The organism is Halorubrum sp. Atlit-26R (genome assembly GCF_003666015.1).
Taxonomy (GTDB): Archaea; Halobacteriota; Halobacteria; order Halobacteriales; family Haloferacaceae; genus Halorubrum.
Map to the genome: position 1 here is coordinate 1 of NZ_QPLT01000007.1, position 21734 is coordinate 21734.

Here is a 21734-nt window from a genome sequence, read left to right on the forward strand (position 1 = left end):
GGCCCCGCTGTCCACCCTCGCGCGTGGTACCGCGAGTTCCGCGAACTCGTGGTGACCGCCGCAGTCTACAACCTCGAACAGGCTCTCAAACAGTGATCCCCACGCCGTCATCGGATTCAACAAAGCACTCTGAAAGGAGTAAATTCGATTCAGTACAGAGGGATGGAGTATCCGGAAAGCTACCTCGTTTCTGGAGTGGGAGCGACGATCTTCGGATTATTTGTGGCGCTGGTCATGCGGGGAGCATCAGGTGTTGAGCCGATACCAGAGGGTGCCGTTTGGGGCGTAGCAGCACTTTCTATCGCTGCTAGAATACTCACACTAGTCTGGGGCCTGTTCATTAGAAGAGCTAGTTTGAAGGTACACACTCCGAACAAGACGTATCGCTTCTTCTCGACAGATAGCAGCTTGAAGGAGATCGGCCACGCGGTGCGCGGCCACGAGATGAAAAATTGAGAGGAGTTGCTGACTGGACCAAGTGACCAGCCTAACCAGAGTTTCGAACGCAGCCTACCAGCAGCAACGTCACTCGGCTGGACCACGATCGCGGAGTTCCTCCAACAGCTCGGGCCAGTCGAGGTCGAGCGCGAATAAGTCGGGTTCGAGGTCCCATCTCCACGGCGCCGCGTCGTCCGGATCCGGTTCCGCGGTCGCGGGTTCGAGGTTTTCGACGGTCCCGCTGAACAGCTGGTTCGTCGGCTTGTCGGCATCAGCGGGCCAGTCGGCGAAGAAACCGACCTCCTTCTTCGAGTGTTTGAAGTACGCAGTCGTGAACAGCCGTTTCAGTTCCGGGTGGCAGTCCTTCCCCGTGTGGAATACGGTTCCGAAGACGTCGACGTTGATCTTCGCCATCCGCTTGGCGAGCGGAGAGAACTGCGCGGCGACCTCGTAGGAGTTCGTCCGCGCGTCGAAGTGCGTCGATCCTTCGTCGATGAACACGAACTTCGGCCGGTCGCGATACTCGATGCACGTCACGGCGAGGTCATGCGCGCTCGTGACCACGACATCTGTTCGAGGCCAGGTGCGCGAGTTCGAGATTACGAGGAGATCGTCGACGGTCGCCGAGCGGAGTTCCGCCAGCAGCGCCATCAGGTTCGTTTTCCCCGTGTTCGGGTTTCCGGCGCCGCCGATGAACGCGGTCGCGTCGTTGTTCGTCATCACGTCGTCGAGCCGGAGCGGGAGCCGAAGCGCGGAGCCGTCGAGGTCCTGCTCGGTCACGCCGACGAGGTGCGAGAGCATCAGGGAGTTGCCCGAGCGAATCGCTTCGGACGCCTTCCGCGACTGCTGGGCCCGGTCGACGAGGTCGAGCAGCTGGGAGTCCTGGACAAGCTCCGGGTCGAGGTTGTTGAGGAACACCGACGCCGACACGTCGTCCGGGTCGATCGCTCCCGCTCGGGGGTCGAGATCCCGATGCGTGTCGATGCGCCCGGAGAGCTGCTCCGCGAGCTTCGCCGCGGTCAGCATCCCTTCGTCGGAGTTACCCATCGGCACGCACCTCGGCGGTTTCCGCGTGTCCGTTTCGTTCGGCGTCCGGGTCCTCCGGCGTCGAGAAGTCGAACCCCGACTTGTGGTCCATCTCGTCGATCGCGTCGTCGTCGACGAGGTCGGAGAGGTCTGAGTTCGAGGCGTCGTCAAGCCCGAAGTCTTTCAGCTCCTGGTCGACGGCGCGCTCGATCCCTTCGCCGGAGTCGGGCAGGGACCCGTCCTCGAACAGCTCGACGATACGCTCGACCGTGTTCCGGGTCGCGCGCCGGACCACGATGAACGCGGAGCTTTCGAGGATGAAGCCTCGCTGCGCGTCGTCTTGGAGCTGGCCGCGGCACTCGTGTACGGCGCGGAGCGCGCGGGTCAACTCCCGATCGTCGAGCGTGCCGCGCCAGGTACCGACGACGGTCATGTCTTCGAGGTCGACCTGTTTCCCGACGTAGAGGTTCGGCGACAGTTGCGTGAGGTCGTACGTCGAGTTCACGAACTCATCATCATCGAGGATTTCGAGTTCGCGGAAGTCTTCGAGCGGGAGCCGGTAGATTCCGCCGTCGAGTACGCGAGCGTCGAGGTCGATCAGGTAGACCCACGCCGGGTTGTAGAGCCACGAGACGACCTTGTTACCGACGAGGAACCCGAGCGGCGAAAGGCCGACCGCGGCGACTCCGAACACGTACCAGAAGCGCGGTACTTCGAGGTCGAATCCGACGATCGCGAACAGGCCGATGAGCGCGATCACACCGACGACCAGCTCAGGCGCGTGTCCGTGGAGCCAGTCGAGTACCTTCACGTGACGAGGCGGGTCGGGTCGGGGTTCTGGTGCGTCTCTCATGCTAACCTCTCGGGTTCCTCGCTGCGTCCGTAGACGACCTTTGCCACGAGGAAGATGGTCACAACGGCGACACCGGCGCCCCCGCCGAGGCCGGCCGCCTGCGCGTCGCTGGCGGTGAACGGGCCGGTGACGATGGTCGAGGCCGTTTCGAGCGGGACGCCGTAGAGCGTGGAGCCGTCGTCGATCGTCACTCCGGCACGGCCGTTCGAGGGTTGAACGGGCATCCGAATCTCGGTCTTCCCGTCGACGATGAACGAGTCCCGGCGCAACTCGCGCGACTCAGTTAGCGCGACGGCCTCGGTGACCGTCACCCGGTCGCGGGTGTCGGAGTCGAGCAGTAGGACGGCTTCGCCGTCGACGTACTCGGCAGAGCAGAGCCGGAGCGTCGGTGTTATCTCCTCGGCGCAGGTGTTGACCTGTTCGCCAGCAGTCGTGTTTTCAGCGGTCGCGTTCGGGGAATCCTGTGCGGCGACGGCGCCGGTCAGCGAGGCCACTAACACGACCGTAATAAGGAAAAATCGGGGGAGCATGGTGGTGGTCAGTTGCTCAGGACGCCGAGCGCGACGAGCGCAGCGGCGACGACAGCGACGATCTCTCCGGGGATGCCGAACATGTCGAACTGCCCGAGGTCGATACCACCACCGGACTGCGAGTTCTCGTACTTCTCGATCAGCTCTTGGTTCTGCTGTTCGAGGTCGTCCCACTCCTCCTGCGTGATGTAGTTCGAGTCGTTCTGTGGATCGGAGCTGGTGAAACTCGTCGTCGTCACCTCTTCGCCGGACTGCTTGTTCACGAGCTTTTCGACAGTGAACGAGCCGTCCAGTTGAAGCGTCTCGTACTGCGTCTCCGTCGCAGTGGAGACGAAGCGCGCAGAGTCGACAGAGGTGATGGTGGTTTCGAGGTCGCCCGATGCGTCGTACGTCCACGTGCCATCGCCGTTATCCGTCCAGTCAGCGGCCGGGACAGAGACGGTTTCAGAGTCGACAGTCGTGACCTCGATCGCAGTGCCCTCGTAGGGCTCCGAGGTGATGGTGATGTTCCCGCCGTCGACACTGGTGCTTATCGCGGACCAGTCACCTTCGACGAGACTCATGTCGGCAGTGAAGTACACGTCGCCGGTGAACGTCGAGGGGTCGTACGTCGTGCCAGCTTCAAGTGGGCCGTCCGACGAGTCGGTAAGCGCGAACGTGCCGGGCAGGGTTGCGCCGGTATCGCTGATGGTGATCGTCGCCTCGCGTTCGGCGTCGACGGGAACGTTCAGCGCGATGAGGTCGGCAATCGCCTGCGATGTGCCTTCCCCATCAGCCATCATGGCAGCGCGTTCGCGAGGCGTCACGAGATCGTCGATCTCGATGTCGCCGCTTTGAACGTCGCCGTAGACGTTCGTTACCCACGTCGAGATGCCGTCACGGACGTTTTGGAACGTGGTATCCATTTGAGACCAGATACCATTCCAGTCGGTGTAGCGCATGTAGTCGGTGTCCGTACCGGTATTGGTGATCCAGAAGTCCGAAGGCGCCGGATCGAAGTTACTGTCCCAGCGGGTGGGATTCCAGTAGCGAGGGTAGCTGCCGTCAGTACCACCGACATCGATGATAGTGAAGGACTGGCCGTCAGGGAGAGTGTAGCCGGTGTAGTCCTGCGTGCCGGGACTGTACTCAGTATTTCCGGATTGCTCGCTTTGGTTAGGAAGGAGGTAGTTGGAGTTAACGTCAGCGTGGGATTCAAGGGTGGAAACCATCTTCTCGAACTCCCGAGCAGCCTCATTCCACGTCTTGAGCAGGTTTTTGCGGACAGTAGTCTCGTAGGCGTCGATCGCGGCAGTAGAGGCGTCGAGAACAGCGGACTCAGTAGAGCCAGCATTCAATTCCTCGATCGCTGCGATCTTCGCTTCGGTGTACGCGGTATGTTCAACGCCATCGAGGATGTTGCCATTGTCGACAATGGTACTCGCGTTCGTGGACTTACGGGACCGAACAGTCTCGTCAATGTCCTGCCTAAGAGCGTCAGCAGTCAGGCCCTCAGCAGGACCGTCGGAGCCGATGACCTCGAACTCGCGGAGCGCCCAGCCGACGCCGACAGCGCCAGCAGCGAGGCCGACACCGACGAGCGGTGCGATAGCTTGAGCGTCCTGTGCGAACCCGTCGTCGACGGAGAGGCCGACCGTGGCGGCGCCAGCAGCTCCGAGACCTTTCACGAAGGTGCGGCGGCCCAGACGAGCAGGGCGGTCGGTATCAGAACCGTCAGCGCCCACAGCAGGCCCATCAGGAGGGCGATTCGAAGCGGTACAGCTAGCCGGGTCGTCATGGTTGGAACTCATAAGTTGAGATCGAGGGTGGTTACCGAACAGCGACGCCCCAGGCGACGACCGTCGCGAAGAACGCGAGGATCGGACCGAGGTTGCTGCTCGTGTTGATGATGTCAGCGATCTGTGGAACGTACTGGTAGCCGATGATGACGAGCGGCCCAGCTGCGATCGCTATCTGTTCCCAGCGTTCGTAGCTCTCGAACTGCTTCGTTTCGCTGCTCGCGAAGGCGATCGCGTACGCACCGAGCGCGATGAACGTCGCGTGTTCAGAGGTCAGCGTGTAGTCGAGCCACGTCAGCATGACCTCGGAGATCCCGCCGAACTGGTAGAGCCCAGCGAGTACGAACACGACCGACAGCAGCGCGGGAAGCGTCCGCAGGTGGGTGTAGTCCGAGAGCGTGTCGGACATCGTCCGCGAGTACGACGACGCCATCAGGAACCACCCGGGAACGCGCAGTTAGTCGGATGGTAGTCGTGCGTCGAGCCGTCGTCGCGTTCCAGCGTCACCTCGTCGGTGGCCATCGCGACCCAGATCTGTTCGCCCACCTCGATGTGGTCCTGCGCAGCTGCGCGCTTGACCTCGTCCTTCGCGAAGTAGCGAACGACTCCGTGATTCTCGTCCTTGATCTTGAGCCGGTACCAGGGGCCGTACTCTCCTTCTCCTTCGGTCAGATCGAGTACGAGCCCTTCCAGCACGTCACCCGGACCGAGTTCCACCGTGGGAACATCGGACTCGGGCGACTCTCCTTCGAACCGTTCGTAACCGTCAGGCGGCGTCGGGTTTTCAGTCGACATCTCCAACTGTTAGTGGTCATAGAAATCATGTATAGTATCAGGCAAGGCTCGGTGAAAGTAGTCGGACAGCAGCCGCTTTACTGAATCCCCCTACTGATAGATGTCAAAACCTTCCTGAATACAGAACGTAGATTTAGAAAAGTGATGTTCAGAGTACCTTTAAGATGAGTTCTATCTAGTTTTGACTAACATCTTTACATACCCAATGAAAATAGTCAGATCGGACTGCGAATATCAAGCAATACCTAATAGAACTTCCATACGAGCTTCTATCTCGGCCATTTTACTAGCGGAGAGTTCACCCATTTTCCAAACACTAGGATCCTCGCTTTCATCCATAATCCTTCCGGGAACTGAAACCGCACTAAGTAATCCAAGTTTTGCTATAGAGTCGTCATCAACTCCCTCACTGGATGAAGAAATTTCCACATCAGCAAATTCCTCCGATGATTCTTGACTTGTGCTTAACGGGGCTACAATTGTCGTATCGTACTTATGGTTTCGAGAATCATTTTGAACGACAACAGCAGGATGTGGATTCTCAAATTCCTCTTCAGGGACGTCTTCGGGGTCTGGAAAAGTAACCCAAACTACGTCCCCTCTAGATATTGTTGGCATGAATCCTATCTATCAGCTTCATCAGCTCTCGCTGCTAGTTTTTTCGTGATTGACGCAGCAGATGCTTTTGTCCAAGGTTCTACGTCTTGATCATGGGTGCCTGAGTTTTCTCCTGTTGGACCATCATCTTGATTCTCCATCGAGTACTCTGTATAGAGATTTCTCCTTACAGCTTGTTCTCTTAGACTATTGATTTCGTCGTCAATGTCCCCCCTGAGAGTTTGAAGATCACCATCTATTGCGTTCAGCAGCTTATCATCATTCTCACCTGGGGAGAGATGAACTGTGTTCTTTGAAATCAGCAGGGCCGCGTATTTCCAGACATCAGTGTAGAAAAAGCTGGCAATTTTTTGAATAAATTGCTCTTGAGACGCCGATAGGTCTTCTTTGTCAGAAGCTTCAGCGATAATTCGTTTAAGAAGCTTCGAGTAATCACTGTACGAGTTGAACACCTCAGCTAATGCATCAACTTTGAGAAGTTCCCGATGTAGTTTAGTCAGTTCTCGACTCAAAGATTTAGAGTAGTCTTCAGCCTCAGTGTGCCACTCATCATCACTCTTGATATTGTCAAGAATAACCTGTACCTGGACACTCTGTTTATACAAACTTCCATAGGAAGGAGGCGCATGATCTTCATAGAACTCAATCAGATATTCTTTGGTAGGGGTCTGAAGTATTCTATCGAAGTGAGTACAGTCCCTAGTGAAATAATATGCGTACTCCTCAGGGCTGTAAAACTCATCACCTGGATCAGGGAGACGAGATTCTTCAGATGCTTTAACCTCCGTTTCTGGGGTAGGTTCAATCCGCGCAGTACTGGTATCAAATACAGGGGCCGGTCCGTATTTGTACCAACCATAGGTAACAGGGACGTCTAAATCCTGAATCGCAAAATGGGCCAACTTGTTGACCTTGATCGGGTCAATAGAATCGGAAGAGTATCCCTCCCAATCCATGGCAATTTGAATTCCCTCCTCTATATCTTCGAGAAGGTCATTCTCATCCCCTGGAGTGAGCATAGTTACTGCCAAATAATCTGTTCCCTTGATATAAAATCTTTCCGTGCTATGTGGAAGGCAGTTTCCTGTCTATCAGGCATCTCGTTTATCATCAACGGGCTCCTGACGGTATCTGAGGGCCTCAACAGAGCCTCAGCAGCCGGCTCATCGTTCACTCGGATAGATCATACAAGGTCGTCGTTCATTTCGATCCATTACCGGATTAGAAACGTGGTAGTCCTCAACGATCAAGAGCCGTTCGACGACTTTAGGATCAGAAATCCCATCATCAACAAACCCGTTCGCAATGGTCCTCGGATTGTGACTCGCGACCTCGGTACGAGCGTCGCGGAACACCTCACCTTGAGCGAGATCGTGCCGGAGCCGAGTATTCTGGATAACATTTTTTATCGGCAATTCTAGGGATACCATGTCAACTCCGCCACCACCCGGTTCATGTTCATTCCCGTCGCGGTCGACAATCGCTTTCAGCTCGTAGCCAAACGCAGGTTCTGTCGAGCGGCGATCGAACGCCTCGGAGTCGGGTTCCATCTCGCCATCTAGTATCTGACCAACGAACTCCCTGTACGACGGGTTGATGTTCAGATGTGCCAGTATCGAGGGAAGAGATACGTCCCTACCGTGAACGTTGAGATAGTCGTGAACGCGCTCGCGTATCAGGGTCTTTCGCGGGGATTCTCCGTAGGACCACGCGCTGTCGGCGCTGGGCCACCGCTCAGCGAGAGAGCGGTCCTGTTCCGATTCCGGCGCCGGAGCAGCTGCGTCAGCAGCCCAACGAAGATCGTCGTTGAGCGCGGATTCTGTCTCAGGCGGTCCGTCAAGCTGGTCCTGGTCGACAGTCCACGGTGAACCACAACAAGAGCAGACGACATCGGCGCCGCGGCCGTCGTCCCACCGGATGCGCTCGCCGTGCGCGTCAACCTGTCCGGACTCCTCGTTTTCCGCGCGCTGTTCGCACCGATCGGCGCGGATGGCCTGATTGACGGTCTGCGAGCGGGTGGTCCGCTGGCGGGCGGCCGACCAGTAGACCGCGCCCCACGCGATGTACTCGATTGGCTTGTCTAGCAGGTCCTCGGTGTAGCCGCCCATGTACGCGGCGAGGTAGGAACCGAGGTTACCGACGTCTGCGTTCATCGAGATACAGCCGTCATCTTCCTGAAGGTAGTCGTCGATCGCGTCGTAGTCGTGAGCTGACCAGCCGGCGGGCTCGCAGACCTCTAGATGCTTGTCGATCACCCGTTCGAACTCGGAAGCGACCGGGCGGAGATCTCCGAACCCGGCTCCGTCGAAGTAGACGCCGACGTGAATATGAGTGTAGCAGGCATTGAGGCCGGCGTCTTTGTCGGGGTCCGCAGCGGTGCCCATTCCGTGCGGTTCCGCTTGGAGCCAGTAGCCCCACTGTTCCGAATCGAGATCGAGGTGATACTCCATCACGTTGCGGAGCGTATCGCGAACGCCGCCATAGCTGAACGCGTCGTGTATCGCGTCCATCTGTTCGACGGGCGGGAGGCGGTCGCCGTCGGGTACCGACGAGGCGGTCAGCGTGAGCATCACGGTCACCGGGGCGTCCCAAGCGGGAGCGGCTTCGCCGCCGGAAGGACGCTTTCCGCCAGACATCTGTCGCTGGAGCGCGCGAGCCCGAGCGTACTGCTTTTTGCTGTACTCTTTCCCCCACGCGTCGGCAAGCGGTACGTCGAACTCATCGCCCGATTCCCGATCTTCGAACCGGGCCATCATGCCGCTGTACTCGTGGTGAGCGCGCAGGAAGGCGTGAATCGCGTCGAGCCACGTTCCGGCGGAGCGGGAGCGGAGCGAATCGACGGCGAAGGAATCTTCGAGCGGGTGATCGGGGTCGACGAACTCCTTTTCCCAGTCGGCTTCCGTGACGATGCGGCGAAGCTTCCGCCCGTGCGCCTCCGAGAGAGGGAGGTCGGCGAGTTGCGGATACTCGGTCGCGAACTCACTCACCCGTTCGACGATCGGATCGGCGTCATCCTCTAATCCGGTGAGAGAAGCCGTTACAGAGTTAGTCTCCTTGGAAGGCCAAGACGCGGCCGGTTCGTCGGGCGCGCTCATCGCTCACCTCCAGATACGCGCGCGACCGCGACGGCACCGCCACTCGTTTGGCGACCTTCGGTCGCCTGTGCGCGGTCGGCGGCGCTCGGACCGGGTCCGCCGGTCCTCGCGCACCACAAGGTCGCCGACCGCTTGGAGAGACTGACAGGGCTCGCCCCGAGGGAGCGAGCGAGATCGTGCCGGAGCCGTGGGGAGGTGGACCGGCGCGCAGCTGGCCGGCTCACTTCTCGTCGGGATTCGAGAGCTCGCTGGGACGCGCGGGACAGTCCAGGGCGTGGCCGTACTCGACGCCGCTCGACGAGTTACGAGTACACCGCTGGTTACAGAGCCCGCACCAGAACTCGCCCGGACCGTCAGCAGAGAGGGTAGTCCCGGTTGAGCCGTCGGAAAGGCTCACAGAGACCACCCCGTAGAGACGCTAAGACCTGTCAGTAGAGGCTGGAAAAAGTATAAGTGGGTAGTGGGCCGGCACGAATTTGAATCGTGGTTACGGCCACCCGAAGGCCGAAGGATACCAAGCTACCCCACCGGCCCGCAATCGATTGAAGGCCGCTCGTTCTTTTAATCCTTCCGAAAGGGGGGCGATCGGAGAAGTACAGTCAGCATGCAGATCGATGATGTCCGGGAGGATGGACGGCAGCGACGGGTACCGCCGGAGGTCTCTCGTTCATTTAAAAGTGGCAGGGAAGCAGATCGACGGTGGATACCGACAAAGCCCCTGCCGCTTGCTTATAAATGGTTGATCTCGGATCCCCGGTGGACACCGCCAAAGCCCCAGCCGCTCGCTTATAAATGGTTGATCTCGGATCCTCGGTGGACACCACCAAAGCCAGCTGCTCGGTTATAAATAGTTGATCTCAGATCCTCGGCGGACACCACCAAAGCCCCAGCCGCGAGGCCGACGTACGCTCGCTGCGTTCCTCAGTCGGTCGCTAGCGCTCCCTCCTTGCGGTACTTGTGTCGCCTACGTCGGCCTCGCGGCTGCCCCTTTGAGTGCTACCCGACCGTAGGAAGACGGTCCTGCTCGCTCACTGCGTTCGCTGCGCGGGCTGCGACTTCCGCGCTCCCGCTCGCTTCGCTCACGGGAACGCGACCGCACGCAGCCTCACGCCTCCCCAGCCTCGCGGCTCCCTCCGCTTCGCTCCGGTCGCCGCGTCCCTCGCGCGTGCGACTCGCGCCCTGTCGGGCGCTCGTCGGCACGCGCCACCGCACCGCGTCGTTATTTATAAATTGTCGCCGTCGTCTCCGTCGTCCGAACCCTCAACCTCGAAGTAGCGGTCGCGGTGCTTTCGGCAGCCGGGGTTGAACGCGGCGCCGCACGCGGGGCAGGTGTCGTCACTGTCGAGGTACGTCCGCGCGGTGAGCGTCGTCCGGCAGGCGCCGCACAGCACCGCCGGCTCGTCGAACCGGTCGCGGGGCCACGGGACCGCCTCGTGGTCCGCGGCCGCGTCGTGGCAGGCGTCGCACGGGTAGTAGGTCTCACAGCAGCCGAACCGAAGCGCGACCACGTCGACCGGGTCGTCCCAGTGGGCGCACCGCGTCTCGGAGTCGACGTCGATTCCGCGCAGGGAGACCTCGAATCGGGGGTCCGTGTCGGGCGCGGTCGTGGTTTCGCGCTCAGTAGCTGGCGTAGCCATCGGTATCGAGCCAGTTGTGGACCACGGTGACGGTGTGGTCGGCGTGGAGGAGCTCGGGACCGACCCGCAGCCGGCGCTCGGCGCGCTCGGCGACCGATTCCGCCTCCGCGGGCGCGAAGTCGTGGTGGTCCGAGAGGACGAACACGGGATCCTCGGGGGGCTCCGCGTCGACGAGCGGGTCGCCCTCCTCGTGGAGCTGGACCAGCGTCCCGTCCGGCCCGCGGCCGTCCTCGCCGACGAGGCGGTCGAGCGTCGCGTCGAGTCCCATCCGGCGGAGTTCGACGCCCGGGGATACGTCCGCGGGCATGTGTCCGATCGCGTCGTCCCGCGCGGCGAGCGCGTCGCGGATCCGCGCGGCGACGTTGCGCTCGTCGGGGTGGAGGTGTCGAAGCGTGTCCGCGTCGAAGGTGACGGTGAACTCGTCGGCGACGACGAGGTGGACCCGGACCGACTCCCGGATCCCGTGCGAGAGGAAGACGCCGGCGCTCACGCACCGACAGAGCAGGTCGAGCCGCCCGGCCCCGGGGATGTCCGACAGCGAGATGGCGTCGGGGTCGGTCGGGACGTCGCGACCGATGACGACGAACTGGCGCATACCGGAGGGTCGCCCGCGACCCTGATAAGCCGTCCGACCCAACGAGGGGTATGAGCCTCACCGGCCTGTGTCAGATCTGTGAGGCGGCCACGGCGAGCCACACCTGCGACCGCTGCGGGCGCGCCGTCTGCGACGACCACTGGGACGAAGCGGCGCACGCCTGTACGGCCTGCGTCGCCGGGCGCGGATAGCGCGGTCGGCTCCGACGCTCGCCGAACCGCCTCGCAGTCCGGGACTATCGGTGCCGGTTCAGCCGCTTCTTAAGACGCTTCGCCGCGTCGCCCGCCGCGCCGAAGTACGTCGCCTCGTCGCCGGGGCGGCTCGACTCCTCGCCGGCGAAGATGATCCCGCGCGAGGAGTTGACGAGCCCCACGTCGACCGGGAGGTCGGGTCGCTCGGCGAGCCCGTGTTCGACCGCGGCCTCGGCGTCGCCGCCCTGCGCGCCGACGCCGGGGACGAGGAACGGGATCTCGGGGACGATCTCGCGGACCGCCTCCAGCTCCTCGGGCGCTGTCGCCCCGACGACCAGACCGACGTTGTCGTTCGCGTTCCACACGTCGGCGAGCGCGGCGACGCGCTCGTAGAGGGGCTCGCCGGAGGCGAGTTCGAGGTCCTGGAGGTCGGCGCCGCCCGGGTTCGACGTGCGACAGAGCGCGAACACGCCCTTGTCCGCGCGGTCGAGGAACGGCTGGAGCGAGTCGCGCCCGAGGTACGGGTTCACCGTGATCGCGTCGACGTGGTCGAGCACGTCGGCGTACCGCCGCGCCGTGTTGCCGATGTCGGCGCGCTTCGCGTCGAGGAGGACGGGGACGCCCTTGCCCTCCGCGTACGCCGCGGTCTCGCGCAGCGCGCGCCAGCCGTCCGGGTCCTCGTAGAAGGCCGCGTTCGGCTTGTAGCAGGCGGCGTGCTCGTGGGTCGCGTCGATGATCCGTCGGTTGAACGCCCACCGGGGGAGGTCGGCGTCGGCCACGTGCTCGGGGAGCCGGCTCGGGTCGGGGTCGAGCCCGACCGACACGACGCTGTCGACCGCGTCGATCCGGTCCGCAAGCGTCTCGAAGAAGCCCATGGGCGCCCTGTGTCGGCGGGCGCACTAACCGTTGCGCTCCGCGACCGCGCTCCCGGATCGCGACGGTCGTGCGGGCCGGCGACGCGGGCGTACCGGCAATATGATCCGGCGTATGTGCCGACCCCGGGGTCGCGTAATAACAGCTTACACCAACCGGCCTCCCGTTCGGTACCACACGCATGGCAGCCAGCACCGGCGACGGTCTCGGAGCGGGTCTCTCCGGGAACATCCTGAAATACTACGTCTACAAGGCGACGAAATCGGTCGAGTTCTATCGGCCGATCATGTACCTCTTCTTTCTGGCGCAGGGGCTCTCCTTCACGCAGATCGCCGTCTTAGAGGCGCTGTACAACCTGACGACCGTGTTCGGCGAGATACCGACCGGCTACGTCGGCGACCGCGTCGGGCGGCGCAACAGCCTCCTCATCGGGACCGCGCTCATCTCCGTGACGCTCCTCGGTATCGGGCTGTCGGGCTCGTTCCTCCCGCTGGCCGGCCTCTACGTCTGCTGGTCGCTGGGCTACAACTTCCGCTCCGGGAGCGAGGACGCGTGGCTCTACGACACCCTCACCGACGACCTCTCCGAGGACGAGTTCGCTCGCGTTCGGGGACGCGGGGAGTCGGCGGCGCTCGCGGTCGGCGCCGTCGCGGCGGTCCTCGGTGGGTACCTCGGCAGCGTCGACCTCTCGTATCCGTGGTTCGTCGCGGCGGGCGTGACGAGTCTCGGGGTCCCGGTGCTGCTCACGCTCGACGAGTCCGAGACGTACAAGGAGACCGACACGGAGGACCTGACCCTCCGCCGAACCGCCGGTATCGTGAAAGCGGTCATCTCGCGCCGTCGGATGCGCTCGTTCCTGTTGTACTACTACGTCCTGTACGCCGCCGTCACCTACCTCGTGTTCGTCTTCCTCCAGCCGATATTCGAGACCGTCGTTCTCGACCTCGGGATCTCGCAATCGCAGGTCGAACCCCTCCTCGGGTGGTTCTACGCGGCGTACAGCCTCGTCGGCGCGGTGCTCACCTACTACACGGGAGCGATACGGGAGCGGATCGGGCTGCGGACGTGGTTCCTCGTCCTCCCGTTCGCCGTCGGCGGCGCGCTGATCGGGATGTACTTCGTCCCGGTGCTCGCGCTCCCGACGTTCCTCCTGATTCGTGGGGTGTCGGACGTCACGCGGTCGTTCGCCGGGCAGTACGTCAACGACCGCGTGGAGACGCTCGGTCGTGCCACCGTCCTGAGCGCGATGGCGATGGTGAGCGGGCTCGCCGTCGTCCCGTTCCAACTCGGGAGCGGCGTCGTGTCCGACGCCGTCTCCCCGCTGTTCGCGCTCGGCGTCGGCGGCGTCGTCCTCGTCGTCGGGGCGGCGGCGATCCTGCTCTGGCGGGTTCCGATCGGCGACGAAGCGACCGAAGACTCCCGTGACGAACGGCCGGACGGCTGAAACGCTCCTGCGGAGCGGCCGCGCTCGCTAACAGGAGCAGTAGTACTCGCGGTCGACGAACTCCGTCTCGAACAGTTTCGCGGCCGGTCCCGGGTCTGAAGGGCGGTACACGCCGGTCGTCAGGTCGCCCTCGCGCTCGAAGGCGCCGGAAACGAGGCGCCGCCAGTCGGCGGCCGACAGCTGGTCCCAGAACGCGTCGTCGCCGGCGAGCAGCGAGAGGTAGTCGCGGAGGTACACCCACCGCGTCGGCTCGATCCCGCCGGACTCGTAGGTCGCGTCCGTCGCCGCGGCGTACGCCGCCATCGGAAGGTTCGCGCCCGCGGCGACGGGCATCGAGATCCACTTCCACGGCCGGGTGTTGACGTCGAGCAGCAGGAACTCCTCGCGGTCGGCGTCGTAGACGAACTCTGACTCGCTGATCCCGTGGTACCCGGCGTCGTCGAGGACGGCGAGCGCGCGCTCCTCGATGGCCGGCTCGTCCGCCGTCTCGACGAGGCAGGAGGTGCCGAAGTTCCGGGGGTACCGCACCGCGGCGTTGCCGACGACCGCGAGCGCGTCGTCGGTCCCGGACGGCGGGACGTAGGAGGCGAGCGAGTGGTCTTTCCCGGTCGCGATGTCGACGCGCTTCTGGGCCATCACCGCGATCCCCTCCTCGCTCGCGGCCGCGACGACGTCCGCGAGCTCCTCGCGGTCCGCGACCTCGATCACGTTGGTGCCGAACGCCTCCTCGAAGTCGCGCTTGAGCTCGGGCTTCACCACCAGCGGGAAGCCGAGCGCGTCGGCCGCCTCATCGACCGACGCGTCGGGCTCGCGCGTCGCCGCCGCCGCGGTCTCCGCTAACCGGTACGTCTCCGGGTAGGGGACGCCGAGCCGCTCGCAGGTCGCGTACAGCTCCGACTTGTTCAACACGTCGTCGAGCGTGTCGCTGCCGGCGAACGGGAGCTGGACGCCGTCGGGGTCGGCCTCGGCGTACGACAGCGCCCACTCGTCCATACAGCCGAACGCGACCGCCTCGGTGCCCGCGGCGTCGACGATCGCCTCCACGTCCTCGCGGAACCCGTCGAGGTCGTCGAGCGGGTACGTCACCGCCCCGGCGAAGTCGACCGCGTCCGAGGGCGGGGCGACCCCGTCGTGGGTGACCGTCTCGGCGCCGCCGTCGCCGGGCGTCGGTGACGAACCGTCGCCACCGGCCCGATCGAGCGCGATCACGGGCACGCCGTGGGCGTCGAGCGCGCGGGCGACGCCGAGCCCGGTGATGTGCGCGTTGCTGACGAGCGCCGGCGGGCGGTCGAACTCGGCGTCCGCGAGCGCGTCGATCAGTCCCTCCGTGGACCGAAAGGTGTCTGCCATATCCCGTCTCGTCGGTCGACGCACAAAAGCGTCCCACGTACCGGCCCGGCGTGCCCGTATCGGGGACGAGGGCGAGCGGTCGGGACCCTGCGTGCCGCGACCGTCGGCACCCTCCACGCCGCGACCGCCGGCGGCGACGCGAGCGGCTTTTCAGGCCGCGTCGCCTCCGGATCGGTATGACCGGAACAGAGGACGACGACGCCGAGAACGCCGACGGTGAGGCCGACGGGCCGGAGCCGACCGACGAACTCCCCCGCCGGGTCCGGCGCGCGTTCGCGGACCACGGCTCCTTCGAGCGCGAGGGTGACGGCTGGGTCTCCGAGACGACAGCGTTCGACGGGCGCGTTCGCGTCGAGCAGGCGGAAGAGGGGCGAATCGGGTTCGCGGTCGTCGTCCGCGTGCCGACGCTCTCGGCGGTCACCGCCGACGAGGTAGCCGACGTGGTCGAGGACGGCTGGGCCGACACGTTCGAGCGCCGCGCGGTCGACGTCGGCGGCGTCACCCGGAAGGACCGGGAGTTCGACCCCGCCGTCGAGCGCGGGGGCGACGAGATCACGGTCACGTACGAACTCACGGACGTCAACGAGCGCCGCGCGGTCGACGACGCGGGCGCGCTGATCGACTTCGTCGAGGGGACGTACGTCCAGGGGGTCATCCCCGGCTACGAGTACACGGAACCCGTCTCGAACCTGCTCTCGGCCGCGCGCCAGCAGGGCGGCGGCGGGCCGGTCTGAGGCCGATAGGGGGAAGTGTCGGCGGCCCGTACGGCGACCATGCTCGCGCTGTTCGGGTTCGGTAGCCTCCTCGCCTTGATGGCGTTCCACACGTTCCTCGCCGGGGTCGCGACCCGGTTCTTCCGGATTCAGCTCTCGACGTCGTGGGGGTCGGTCGTGTACACCCTCGTGTTGACTCCCCTGCTGTTGCTCGTCTCGACGATCGTCTTCACGGGCGCGCTCGGCGTGGGAACCGGGATCGACGTCGGGAGCTCGACCATCCTGCTGGCGCTGCTCGTCGCGCTCCCGCTGGTGCTCGGCGTCGCGATCGACTACCTCTACGTCCCGTCGCCCGATGAGTACGAGCTGCCGGACACGCGCTGAGAACTCCGGATACCCGCTGAAACCCTCGAACGAGACGGCGTCAGCGGTCGACCAAGTCGGCGACTATCTCCTCGACCCGGGCGACCACGTCCTCCGGCGCGCGCGTGGCGTCGACGCGGTGGAATCGGCCCGGGTCGGCGTCGATCAGGCGCTCGTAGTTGTCGCGCACGGCGGCGAGGTAGCCGTCGCGCTCGAACTTGTCGGTCCGGCCGGCGCGCTCGGCCGCGGTCTTCGGGTCTAAATCGAGGTAGATCGTCGCGTCCGGCGGCCGCGAGAAGGCGGCGTGGATCCCGCGGACGTACTCCAGCGGGCGCTCGATCCCGGCGTCGGCGCGCGCGAGCGTCGCCCCCTGGTAGGCGAACCGCGAGTCCGAGTAGCGGTCGGAGATCACCAGGTCGCCGTCCGCGAGCGCCGGCCGCACCGTCTCCGAGAGGTGGTTCGCGTGGTCGGCGGTGTACAAGAACAGCTCCGCGAGCGGGTCGGCGTCCGGGTCGCCCATCGAGCGTCCCACCGCCTCCCCGTACCAGCTGTCGGTGGGTTCGCGGGTGAACGTCGCGTCGGGGTACACGTCCTGGAGCGCCTCCCAGACCGTCGTCTTGCCGCTGCCGTCGAGCCCCTCCAGCGTGATCAGCATGGTGGCGTTCCGCCGCGGCGAGGAATAAACGGCGCGGGTCCGGTCCGGGCGTCCGGGCCTCCCTCGGTCCGAGCGCGGGCCCGCCCGACGGCCCTTTTTAGTGACCCCTCCTCGAACGGGGGTCATGGCCGATAATCCGCCAGCCGCTCGCGGGCCCGGAGGGAACGGATGGTAGCGGTCGCCGTCTCGCTCTCGCGGGTGGCGGCCGCCCTCGCGTTGGTGGCCCTGAACGGCTTCTTCGTCGCCTCGGAGTTCGCGTTCGTCAGGATCCGGGCTACCTCGGTCGATCAGCTGGTCGAGGAGGGGAAGGCGGGCGCGGAGACGCTCCAGGAGGTGATGACCAACCTCGACGACTACCTCGCGGCGACGCAGCTCGGGATCACGCTCGCGTCGCTCGGGCTGGGGTGGATCGGCGAGCCCGCGGTCGCGGCGCTCATCGAGCCCGTCCTCGGCCCGCTCCTGCCCGAGGGGCTGGTCCACCTCGTCGCGTTCGCGATCGGGTTCTCCTTCATCACCTTCCTCCACGTCGTCTTCGGCGAGCTCGCGCCGAAGACGATCGCCATCGCGCAGGCCGAGCGGATCTCGCTTCTGCTCGCGCCGCCGATGAAGCTCTCGTACCTGATCTTCTCGCCCGGAATCGCGGTGTTCAACGGCACCGCGAACGCCTTCACGAGCCTGATCGGCGTGCCGCCCGCCTCGGAGAGCGACGAGACGCTCGAAGAGCGGGAGATCCGTCGCGTGCTGGCCCGCGCGGGCGAGGCCGGTCACGTCGACGAGTCGGAGGTGGCGATGATAGAGGGCGTCTTCGAGCTCGACGACACCGCGGCCCGCGAGCTGATGGTCCCCCGCCCGGACGTCGTCTCGCTGCCCGCGGACGCGTCGCTCTCGGCGATCCGCGAGACGGTCCTCGACGCGGGCCACACTCGCTACCCGGTCGTCGACCGCGACGACGCCGACCGCGTCGTCGGCTTCGTCGACGTGAAGGACGTGTTGCGCGCGACCGAGGCGGCCGACGGCGACGCCGGCGACGCAGACGGCCCGACCGCGGCGGACCTCGCCCGGGAGATCCTCGTCGTCCCGGAGACGACGAGCGCGAGCGACCTCCTCGTCCAGTTCCGCGACGAGCGCCGGCAGATGGCGGCGGTGATCGACGAGTGGGGCGCCTTCGAGGGGATCGCCACGATCGAGGACGTCGCGGAGGCGCTCGTCGGCGACCTCCGCGACGAGTTCGACGTGGCCGACGGCCGGCACACGATCCGGCGGACCGGCGACCGGACGCACGAGGCCGACGGCTCGGTCGCGCTCGTCGACGTCAACGACGCGCTCGGCACCGACCTCAGCGGCGACGGCTACGAGACGCTTGGCGGGTTCGTCCTCGACCGCATCGGGCGCTCGCCCGAGGTCGGAGACGTCGCGGAGACCGAGGCGTACGCCTTCGAGGTCACCGCGGTCGACGGCGCGCGCATCTCGACGGTGCGCGTCACGCGGCGCGACGGCCCGGACGAGTCGGGCGACGCCGCCGGCGGCGAGGGGTCGTCAGCCGGCGACGCTGCGTGACGGCGACGACGCGAGCGTTTTTCACCCCTGCGCGAGACCGGTCGCGTATGTTCGACCGGATCTGCGTTCCCACCGACGGCAGCGACGCGGCCGCGGCGGCCTTCGAGCACACCTTGGCGATCGCCGCCGACCACGGTGCGACGGTCCACCTCCTCCACGTCGCGGACACGACCCGCGACAGCGTGACCCGGATCGGCGGCGACGTGGTCGACGTGCTGGAACAGGAGGGCGAGTCGATCGTCGAGGAGGCGGCGGCCCGGGCCGCGGACCGCGGCGTCGACGCGGAGACGGCAGTCCGACAGGGCGGCGTCCCCGAGACGGTCGCCGCGTACGCCGAGGAGGTCGACGCCGACCTCGTCGCGATGTCGACGCGGGGCCGACAGGGGGTCGAACACCTCGTCGGCAGCACGACCGAGCGCGTCGTCCGGCAGTCGCCGGTGCCGGTGTTGGCGCTCCGTCCGGGCGACGAGACCGTCCCGTATCCGTACGAGGACGTCCTGGTGCCGACCGACGGGAGCCCGGCCGCGACCGCCGCGCTCGATCGGGCGCTCCCGATCGCGGAGCGGGCGGGCGCGACGGTCCACGTCCTCTCCGTCGTCGACACCGGCGGGATCGGTATCGGGGACCACGTCGAGGTCGACGCCCTCTCGGAGTACGCCGACGACGCGGTCGCAGAGGGCGTCGAGCGCGTCGAGGACGCCGGGTTGGAGGCGGTCGGCGCCGTCGAGGTCGCCTCTTCGGCCGCGCGCGGGATCCGGGCGTACGTCGACGACCCCGGCGTCGACCTCGTGGCGATGGGGACGCACGGCCGGACCGGCGTGGGGCGGTACCTGCTGGGGAGCGTCGCCGAGCGCACCCTCCGGACGGCCCCCGTCCCGGTGCTGACGGTCCCGGTTCCCGAGGAGGAGTAGTCCGGCCGTTCCCGTCGACGTCGGCCGCCGATACGTCGAATTTCCAGAGCGTCTGACGCCGCGGTAGGTTTACGGGGCTTCCACGCGATATGGCTCGCATGAAAGTGTTGGTAGCCGGCGGGACCGGGTTCATCGGGTCGTACCTCTGCCGCGCGCTCGCGGACGACGGCCACGCGGTGACCGCGCTCTCCCGCTCGCCCGAGGAGACGCCGGACGGCGTGACGGGCGTCACCGGCGACGTGACCGACTACGACTCCATCGCGTCGGCCGTCGACGGCCACGACGCGGTCGTGAACTTGGTCGCGCTCTCGCCGCTGTTCGAACCGGACGGCGGTAACCGGATGCACGACCGGATCCACCGCGGCGGGACCGAGAACCTCGTCCGGGCGGCCGAGGACGGCGGGGTCGACGGCTTCGTCCAGCTGAGCGCGCTCGGCGCGGACCCGAACGGCGACACCGCCTACATCCGCGCGAAGGGCGAGGCCGAGGAGATCGTCCGCGAGAGCGGCCTCGACTGGACGATCTTCCGCCCCTCGGTCGTCTTCGGCGAGGGCGGGGAGTTCGTCTCGTTCACCAAGCGGCTGAAAGGGATGTTCGCGCCGGGCGTCCCGCTGTACCCGCTTCCGGGCGGCGGAAAGACGCGGTTCCAGCCGATCCACGTCGAGGACCTCGTGCCGATGATCGCCGCCGCGGTGACCGACGGCGAGCACGTCGGCGAGACGTACGAGGTCGGCGGCCCGGAGGTGCTCACGCTCCGGCAGGTGACGGACCTCGTCTACGAGGCGGAGAAGAAGGGCGTCACCATCGTCCCGCTGCCGATGCCGCTCGCGAAGATCGGCCTCTCGGTCCTCGGCGCGGTGCCCGGGTTCCCGATGGGCGCGGACCAGTACCGCTCGCTGAAGTTCGACAACACGACCGCCGACAACGACGTCGGCGCGTTCGGCGTCGACCCGGCCGAACTGACCACGCTCGGCGAGCACCTCGGGGTCCGATGACTGACACACCGGTCACCGGCGACTCGAACGTGTCAACTGCCCTAATCTCAACGCTGGTAACCGCAACCGAAGGCTTATATACGAGATCACGTTCTGTTCAGTTCAAACGCGGAGGGAGCACACGATGAAACTCGCAATGATCGGATTCGGACAGGCGGGGGGCAAAGTCGTCGACAAGTTCTTGGAGTACGACAAGCGGACGGGCTCCGAGATCGTTCGGGCCGCGGCGGCCGTCAACACGGCGAAGGCGGACCTCATGGGGCTCGAACACATCGCCGAGGACCAGCGCGTCCTCATCGGCCAGTCGCGCGTGAAGGGCCACGGCGTCGGCGCTGACAACGAGCTGGGCGCGGAGATCGCCGAGGAGGACATCGACGAGGTCCAGGGGGCGATCGACTCGATCCCGGTCCACGAGGTCGACGCCTTCCTCGTCGTCGCCGGGCTCGGCGGCGGGACCGGCTCCGGCGGTGCGCCGGTGCTCGCGAAACACCTCAAGCGGATATACACCGAGCCCGTCTACGGGCTCGGGATCCTGCCGGGCAGCGACGAGGGCGGAATCTACACCCTCAACGCGGCCCGCTCGTTCCAGACGTTCGTCCGCGAGGTGGACAACCTGATGGTGTTCGACAACGACGCCTGGCGGAAGACGGGCGAGTCCGTCCAGGGCGGCTACGAGGAGATCAACGAGGAGATCGTCCGCCGGTTCGGTATCCTCTTCGGCGCCGGCGAGATCCAGCAGGGCCAGGAGGTCGCCGAGAGCGTCGTCGACTCCTCGGAGATCATCAACACGCTCTCCGGCGGCGGCGTCTCCACGGTCGGCTACGCGGAGGAGGAGGTCGAGGAGCGCTCCTCGGGCGGCCTGCTCTCGCGGCTCCGAGACGACGGCGACGACGACGAGCTCGACAGCGCGCACACCACGAACCGGATCACCAGCCTCGTCCGGAAGGCGGCGCTCGGCCGGCTCACGCTCCCCTGTGAGATCGAAGGCGCGGAGCGCGCGCTGCTCGTGCTCGCGGGCCCGCCGGAGTACCTCAACCGGAAGGGCATCGAGCGCGGGCGGAAGTGGCTCGAAGAGCAGACCGGCTCGATGGAGGTCCGGGGCGGGGACTACCCGTACCGCGGCGCCGGCTTCGTCGCGACCGTCATCCTGCTCGCGGGCGTCACGAACGTCCCGCGGATCAAGGAGCTCCAGCAGGTCGCCATCGAGGCGCAGGACAACCTCGACGAGATCCGCGAGGAGAGCGACGACAACCTCGACGAGCTCGTCAGCGACGACAGCGACGAGCTGGAATCCCTGTTCTAGGCCCCCGTCCCCCG

24 protein-coding genes, 1 tRNA gene and 1 pseudogene are annotated in these 21734 nt (G+C 65.3%); 10 read left to right on the forward strand and 16 right to left on the reverse strand.

Going from position 1 to position 21734, the window contains the following annotated elements; all coding sequences use genetic code 11:
- Both DVK07_RS23600 and DVK07_RS22060 read left to right on the forward strand, forming a co-directional pair.
- Positions 1-96 (forward strand): annotated as a pseudogene (locus tag DVK07_RS23600) (IS5/IS1182 family transposase); the annotation flags it as partial.
- A 66-nt stretch (positions 97-162) separates the two neighbouring features.
- Positions 163-456 carry a hypothetical protein gene (locus tag DVK07_RS22060; protein ID WP_147441087.1) on the forward strand — a complete coding sequence of 98 codons (294 nt, stop codon included), beginning with the start codon at positions 163-165 and terminating at the stop codon, positions 454-456.
- A 69-nt stretch (positions 457-525) separates the two neighbouring features.
- On the opposite strand, the gene DVK07_RS09035 is transcribed toward DVK07_RS22060, so the two are convergent.
- The 13 genes from DVK07_RS09035 to trmY all read right to left on the reverse strand — a co-directional run bounded on the left by DVK07_RS09035 (position 526) and on the right by trmY (position 11365).
- Entirely contained in the window at positions 526-1485 is a 960-nt protein-coding gene (locus DVK07_RS09035) for a hypothetical protein (protein ID WP_121596745.1), read from the reverse strand.
- Complete coding sequence (locus tag DVK07_RS09040; protein WP_233565395.1) at positions 1478-2317, reverse strand: hypothetical protein; 840 nt, start codon at positions 2315-2317, stop codon at positions 1478-1480. Before DVK07_RS09040 ends, DVK07_RS09035 begins: the two co-directional genes overlap by 8 nt.
- Positions 2314-2811, reverse strand: coding sequence for a hypothetical protein (locus DVK07_RS09045; RefSeq protein WP_233565396.1), 498 nt, complete (start codon positions 2809-2811; stop codon positions 2314-2316). Before DVK07_RS09045 ends, DVK07_RS09040 begins: the two co-directional genes overlap by 4 nt.
- 44 nt (positions 2812-2855) lie before the next feature.
- Entirely contained in the window at positions 2856-4571 is a 1716-nt protein-coding gene (locus DVK07_RS09050) for a hypothetical protein (protein WP_233565397.1), read from the reverse strand.
- Between the two features lie 85 nt (positions 4572-4656).
- Positions 4657-5058: a hypothetical protein gene (locus DVK07_RS09055; RefSeq protein ID WP_121596748.1), complete on the reverse strand. Its 402-nt coding sequence runs from the start codon at positions 5056-5058 to the stop codon at positions 4657-4659.
- Positions 5058-5420: a hypothetical protein gene (locus DVK07_RS09060; RefSeq protein ID WP_121596749.1), complete on the reverse strand. Its 363-nt coding sequence runs from the start codon at positions 5418-5420 to the stop codon at positions 5058-5060. Before DVK07_RS09060 ends, DVK07_RS09055 begins: the two co-directional genes overlap by 1 nt.
- A 234-nt stretch (positions 5421-5654) precedes the next feature.
- Entirely contained in the window at positions 5655-6038 is a 384-nt protein-coding gene (locus DVK07_RS09065) for a type II toxin-antitoxin system PemK/MazF family toxin (RefSeq protein WP_121596750.1), read from the reverse strand.
- A gap of 5 nt (positions 6039-6043) precedes the next feature.
- Positions 6044-7057, reverse strand: a complete 1014-nt coding sequence (locus DVK07_RS22065; RefSeq protein ID WP_147441088.1) for a hypothetical protein — start codon at positions 7055-7057, stop codon at positions 6044-6046.
- A gap of 144 nt (positions 7058-7201) precedes the next feature.
- Positions 7202-9025, reverse strand: a complete 1824-nt coding sequence (locus DVK07_RS09070) for a hypothetical protein (protein ID WP_121596751.1) — start codon at positions 9023-9025, stop codon at positions 7202-7204.
- A gap of 328 nt (positions 9026-9353) precedes the next feature.
- Positions 9354-9530 (reverse strand): hypothetical protein, encoded by a 177-nt coding sequence (locus tag DVK07_RS22620; RefSeq protein WP_158603132.1) that lies wholly within the window; start codon positions 9528-9530, stop codon positions 9354-9356.
- 64 nt (positions 9531-9594) lie between these two features.
- Positions 9595-9667 (reverse strand) — tRNA-Pro (locus tag DVK07_RS09075).
- 689 nt (positions 9668-10356) lie between these two features.
- Positions 10357-10770, reverse strand: a complete 414-nt coding sequence (locus DVK07_RS09085) for a CHY zinc finger protein (protein WP_199719450.1) — start codon at positions 10768-10770, stop codon at positions 10357-10359.
- Complete coding sequence (trmY, locus tag DVK07_RS09090) at positions 10751-11365, reverse strand: tRNA (pseudouridine(54)-N(1))-methyltransferase TrmY (RefSeq protein WP_121596753.1); 615 nt, start codon at positions 11363-11365, stop codon at positions 10751-10753. Before trmY ends, DVK07_RS09085 begins: the two co-directional genes overlap by 20 nt.
- A 50-nt stretch (positions 11366-11415) precedes the next feature.
- Between trmY and DVK07_RS23275 the strand changes: the two genes are divergently transcribed.
- The gene (locus tag DVK07_RS23275; RefSeq protein ID WP_199719453.1) at positions 11416-11556 is read left to right on the forward strand and encodes a hypothetical protein; all 141 of its coding nucleotides are present in this window, start codon (positions 11416-11418) and stop codon (positions 11554-11556) included.
- A gap of 44 nt (positions 11557-11600) precedes the next feature.
- Here the strand turns inward: DVK07_RS23275 and pyrF are convergent, their stop codons facing one another.
- Positions 11601-12431, reverse strand: a complete 831-nt coding sequence (gene pyrF, locus DVK07_RS09095; RefSeq protein WP_121596754.1) for an orotidine-5'-phosphate decarboxylase — start codon at positions 12429-12431, stop codon at positions 11601-11603.
- A gap of 179 nt (positions 12432-12610) precedes the next feature.
- On the opposite strand from pyrF, the gene DVK07_RS09100 reads away from it, so the two are divergent.
- The gene (locus tag DVK07_RS09100; RefSeq protein WP_121596755.1) at positions 12611-13873 is read left to right on the forward strand and encodes an MFS transporter; all 1263 of its coding nucleotides are present in this window, start codon (positions 12611-12613) and stop codon (positions 13871-13873) included.
- A gap of 27 nt (positions 13874-13900) precedes the next feature.
- On the opposite strand, the gene DVK07_RS09105 is transcribed toward DVK07_RS09100, so the two are convergent.
- Complete coding sequence (locus DVK07_RS09105) at positions 13901-15223, reverse strand: carboxylate--amine ligase (RefSeq protein ID WP_121596756.1); 1323 nt, start codon at positions 15221-15223, stop codon at positions 13901-13903.
- A gap of 176 nt (positions 15224-15399) precedes the next feature.
- Between DVK07_RS09105 and DVK07_RS09110 the strand changes: the two genes are divergently transcribed.
- Positions 15400-15957 (forward strand): DUF5813 family protein, encoded by a 558-nt coding sequence (locus tag DVK07_RS09110; protein ID WP_121596757.1) that lies wholly within the window; start codon positions 15400-15402, stop codon positions 15955-15957.
- A 39-nt stretch (positions 15958-15996) separates the two neighbouring features.
- Positions 15997-16320 carry a hypothetical protein gene (locus DVK07_RS09115; RefSeq protein WP_121596758.1) on the forward strand — a complete coding sequence of 108 codons (324 nt, stop codon included), beginning with the start codon at positions 15997-15999 and terminating at the stop codon, positions 16318-16320.
- A 40-nt stretch (positions 16321-16360) separates the two neighbouring features.
- Here the strand turns inward: DVK07_RS09115 and tmk are convergent, their stop codons facing one another.
- Positions 16361-16954, reverse strand: coding sequence for a dTMP kinase (tmk, locus tag DVK07_RS09120; RefSeq protein ID WP_121596759.1), 594 nt, complete (start codon positions 16952-16954; stop codon positions 16361-16363).
- A 168-nt stretch (positions 16955-17122) separates the two neighbouring features.
- Here tmk and DVK07_RS09125 point away from each other — a divergent pair, with 168 nt between their 5' ends.
- The 4 genes from DVK07_RS09125 to DVK07_RS09140 all read left to right on the forward strand — a co-directional run bounded on the left by DVK07_RS09125 (position 17123) and on the right by DVK07_RS09140 (position 21720).
- Positions 17123-18511: a hemolysin family protein gene (locus DVK07_RS09125; RefSeq protein ID WP_121596760.1), complete on the forward strand. Its 1389-nt coding sequence runs from the start codon at positions 17123-17125 to the stop codon at positions 18509-18511.
- Positions 18512-18558: 47 nt separating this feature from the next.
- The gene (locus DVK07_RS09130; protein WP_121596761.1) at positions 18559-19422 is read left to right on the forward strand and encodes a universal stress protein; all 864 of its coding nucleotides are present in this window, start codon (positions 18559-18561) and stop codon (positions 19420-19422) included.
- A gap of 98 nt (positions 19423-19520) precedes the next feature.
- Positions 19521-20417 (forward strand): complex I NDUFA9 subunit family protein, encoded by an 897-nt coding sequence (locus tag DVK07_RS09135; RefSeq protein ID WP_121596762.1) that lies wholly within the window; start codon positions 19521-19523, stop codon positions 20415-20417.
- Positions 20418-20541: 124 nt separating this feature from the next.
- Positions 20542-21720 carry a tubulin/FtsZ family protein gene (locus DVK07_RS09140; protein ID WP_199719455.1) on the forward strand — a complete coding sequence of 393 codons (1179 nt, stop codon included), beginning with the start codon at positions 20542-20544 and terminating at the stop codon, positions 21718-21720.
- The last annotated feature ends 14 nt before the right edge of the window (positions 21721-21734 follow it).

What these genes read in the sequence shown, in the direction of transcription:
- DVK07_RS09130 (WP_121596761.1), top strand. Translation starts at nt 18,559, where the DNA reads ATGTTCGACCGGATCTGCGTTCCCACCGACGGCAGCGACGCGGCCGCG.
- DVK07_RS09110 (WP_121596757.1), top strand. Translation starts at nt 15,400, where the DNA reads ATGACCGGAACAGAGGACGACGACGCCGAGAACGCCGACGGTGAGGCC.
- DVK07_RS09105 (WP_121596756.1), bottom strand. Translation starts at nt 15,223, where the DNA reads ATGGCAGACACCTTTCGGTCCACGGAGGGACTGATCGACGCGCTCGCG.
- DVK07_RS23275 (WP_199719453.1), top strand. Translation starts at nt 11,416, where the DNA reads ATGAGCCTCACCGGCCTGTGTCAGATCTGTGAGGCGGCCACGGCGAGC.
- DVK07_RS09035 (WP_121596745.1), bottom strand. Translation starts at nt 1,485, where the DNA reads ATGGGTAACTCCGACGAAGGGATGCTGACCGCGGCGAAGCTCGCGGAG.
- DVK07_RS09115 (WP_121596758.1), top strand. Translation starts at nt 15,997, where the DNA reads ATGCTCGCGCTGTTCGGGTTCGGTAGCCTCCTCGCCTTGATGGCGTTC.
- DVK07_RS22065 (WP_147441088.1), bottom strand. Translation starts at nt 7,057, where the DNA reads ATGCTCACTCCAGGGGATGAGAATGACCTTCTCGAAGATATAGAGGAG.
- pyrF (WP_121596754.1), bottom strand. Translation starts at nt 12,431, where the DNA reads ATGGGCTTCTTCGAGACGCTTGCGGACCGGATCGACGCGGTCGACAGC.
- DVK07_RS09060 (WP_121596749.1), bottom strand. Translation starts at nt 5,420, where the DNA reads ATGTCGACTGAAAACCCGACGCCGCCTGACGGTTACGAACGGTTCGAA.
- DVK07_RS09040 (WP_233565395.1), bottom strand. Translation starts at nt 2,317, where the DNA reads ATGAGAGACGCACCAGAACCCCGACCCGACCCGCCTCGTCACGTGAAG.
- DVK07_RS09065 (WP_121596750.1), bottom strand. Translation starts at nt 6,038, where the DNA reads ATGCCAACAATATCTAGAGGGGACGTAGTTTGGGTTACTTTTCCAGAC.
- trmY (WP_121596753.1), bottom strand. Translation starts at nt 11,365, where the DNA reads ATGCGCCAGTTCGTCGTCATCGGTCGCGACGTCCCGACCGACCCCGAC.
- DVK07_RS09100 (WP_121596755.1), top strand. Translation starts at nt 12,611, where the DNA reads ATGGCAGCCAGCACCGGCGACGGTCTCGGAGCGGGTCTCTCCGGGAAC.
- DVK07_RS09140 (WP_199719455.1), top strand. Translation starts at nt 20,542, where the DNA reads ATGAAACTCGCAATGATCGGATTCGGACAGGCGGGGGGCAAAGTCGTC.
- DVK07_RS09055 (WP_121596748.1), bottom strand. Translation starts at nt 5,058, where the DNA reads ATGGCGTCGTCGTACTCGCGGACGATGTCCGACACGCTCTCGGACTAC.
- DVK07_RS09085 (WP_199719450.1), bottom strand. Translation starts at nt 10,770, where the DNA reads ATGGCTACGCCAGCTACTGAGCGCGAAACCACGACCGCGCCCGACACG.
- DVK07_RS09125 (WP_121596760.1), top strand. Translation starts at nt 17,123, where the DNA reads ATGGTAGCGGTCGCCGTCTCGCTCTCGCGGGTGGCGGCCGCCCTCGCG.
- DVK07_RS09135 (WP_121596762.1), top strand. Translation starts at nt 19,521, where the DNA reads ATGAAAGTGTTGGTAGCCGGCGGGACCGGGTTCATCGGGTCGTACCTC.
- tmk (WP_121596759.1), bottom strand. Translation starts at nt 16,954, where the DNA reads ATGCTGATCACGCTGGAGGGGCTCGACGGCAGCGGCAAGACGACGGTC.
- DVK07_RS22060 (WP_147441087.1), top strand. Translation starts at nt 163, where the DNA reads ATGGAGTATCCGGAAAGCTACCTCGTTTCTGGAGTGGGAGCGACGATC.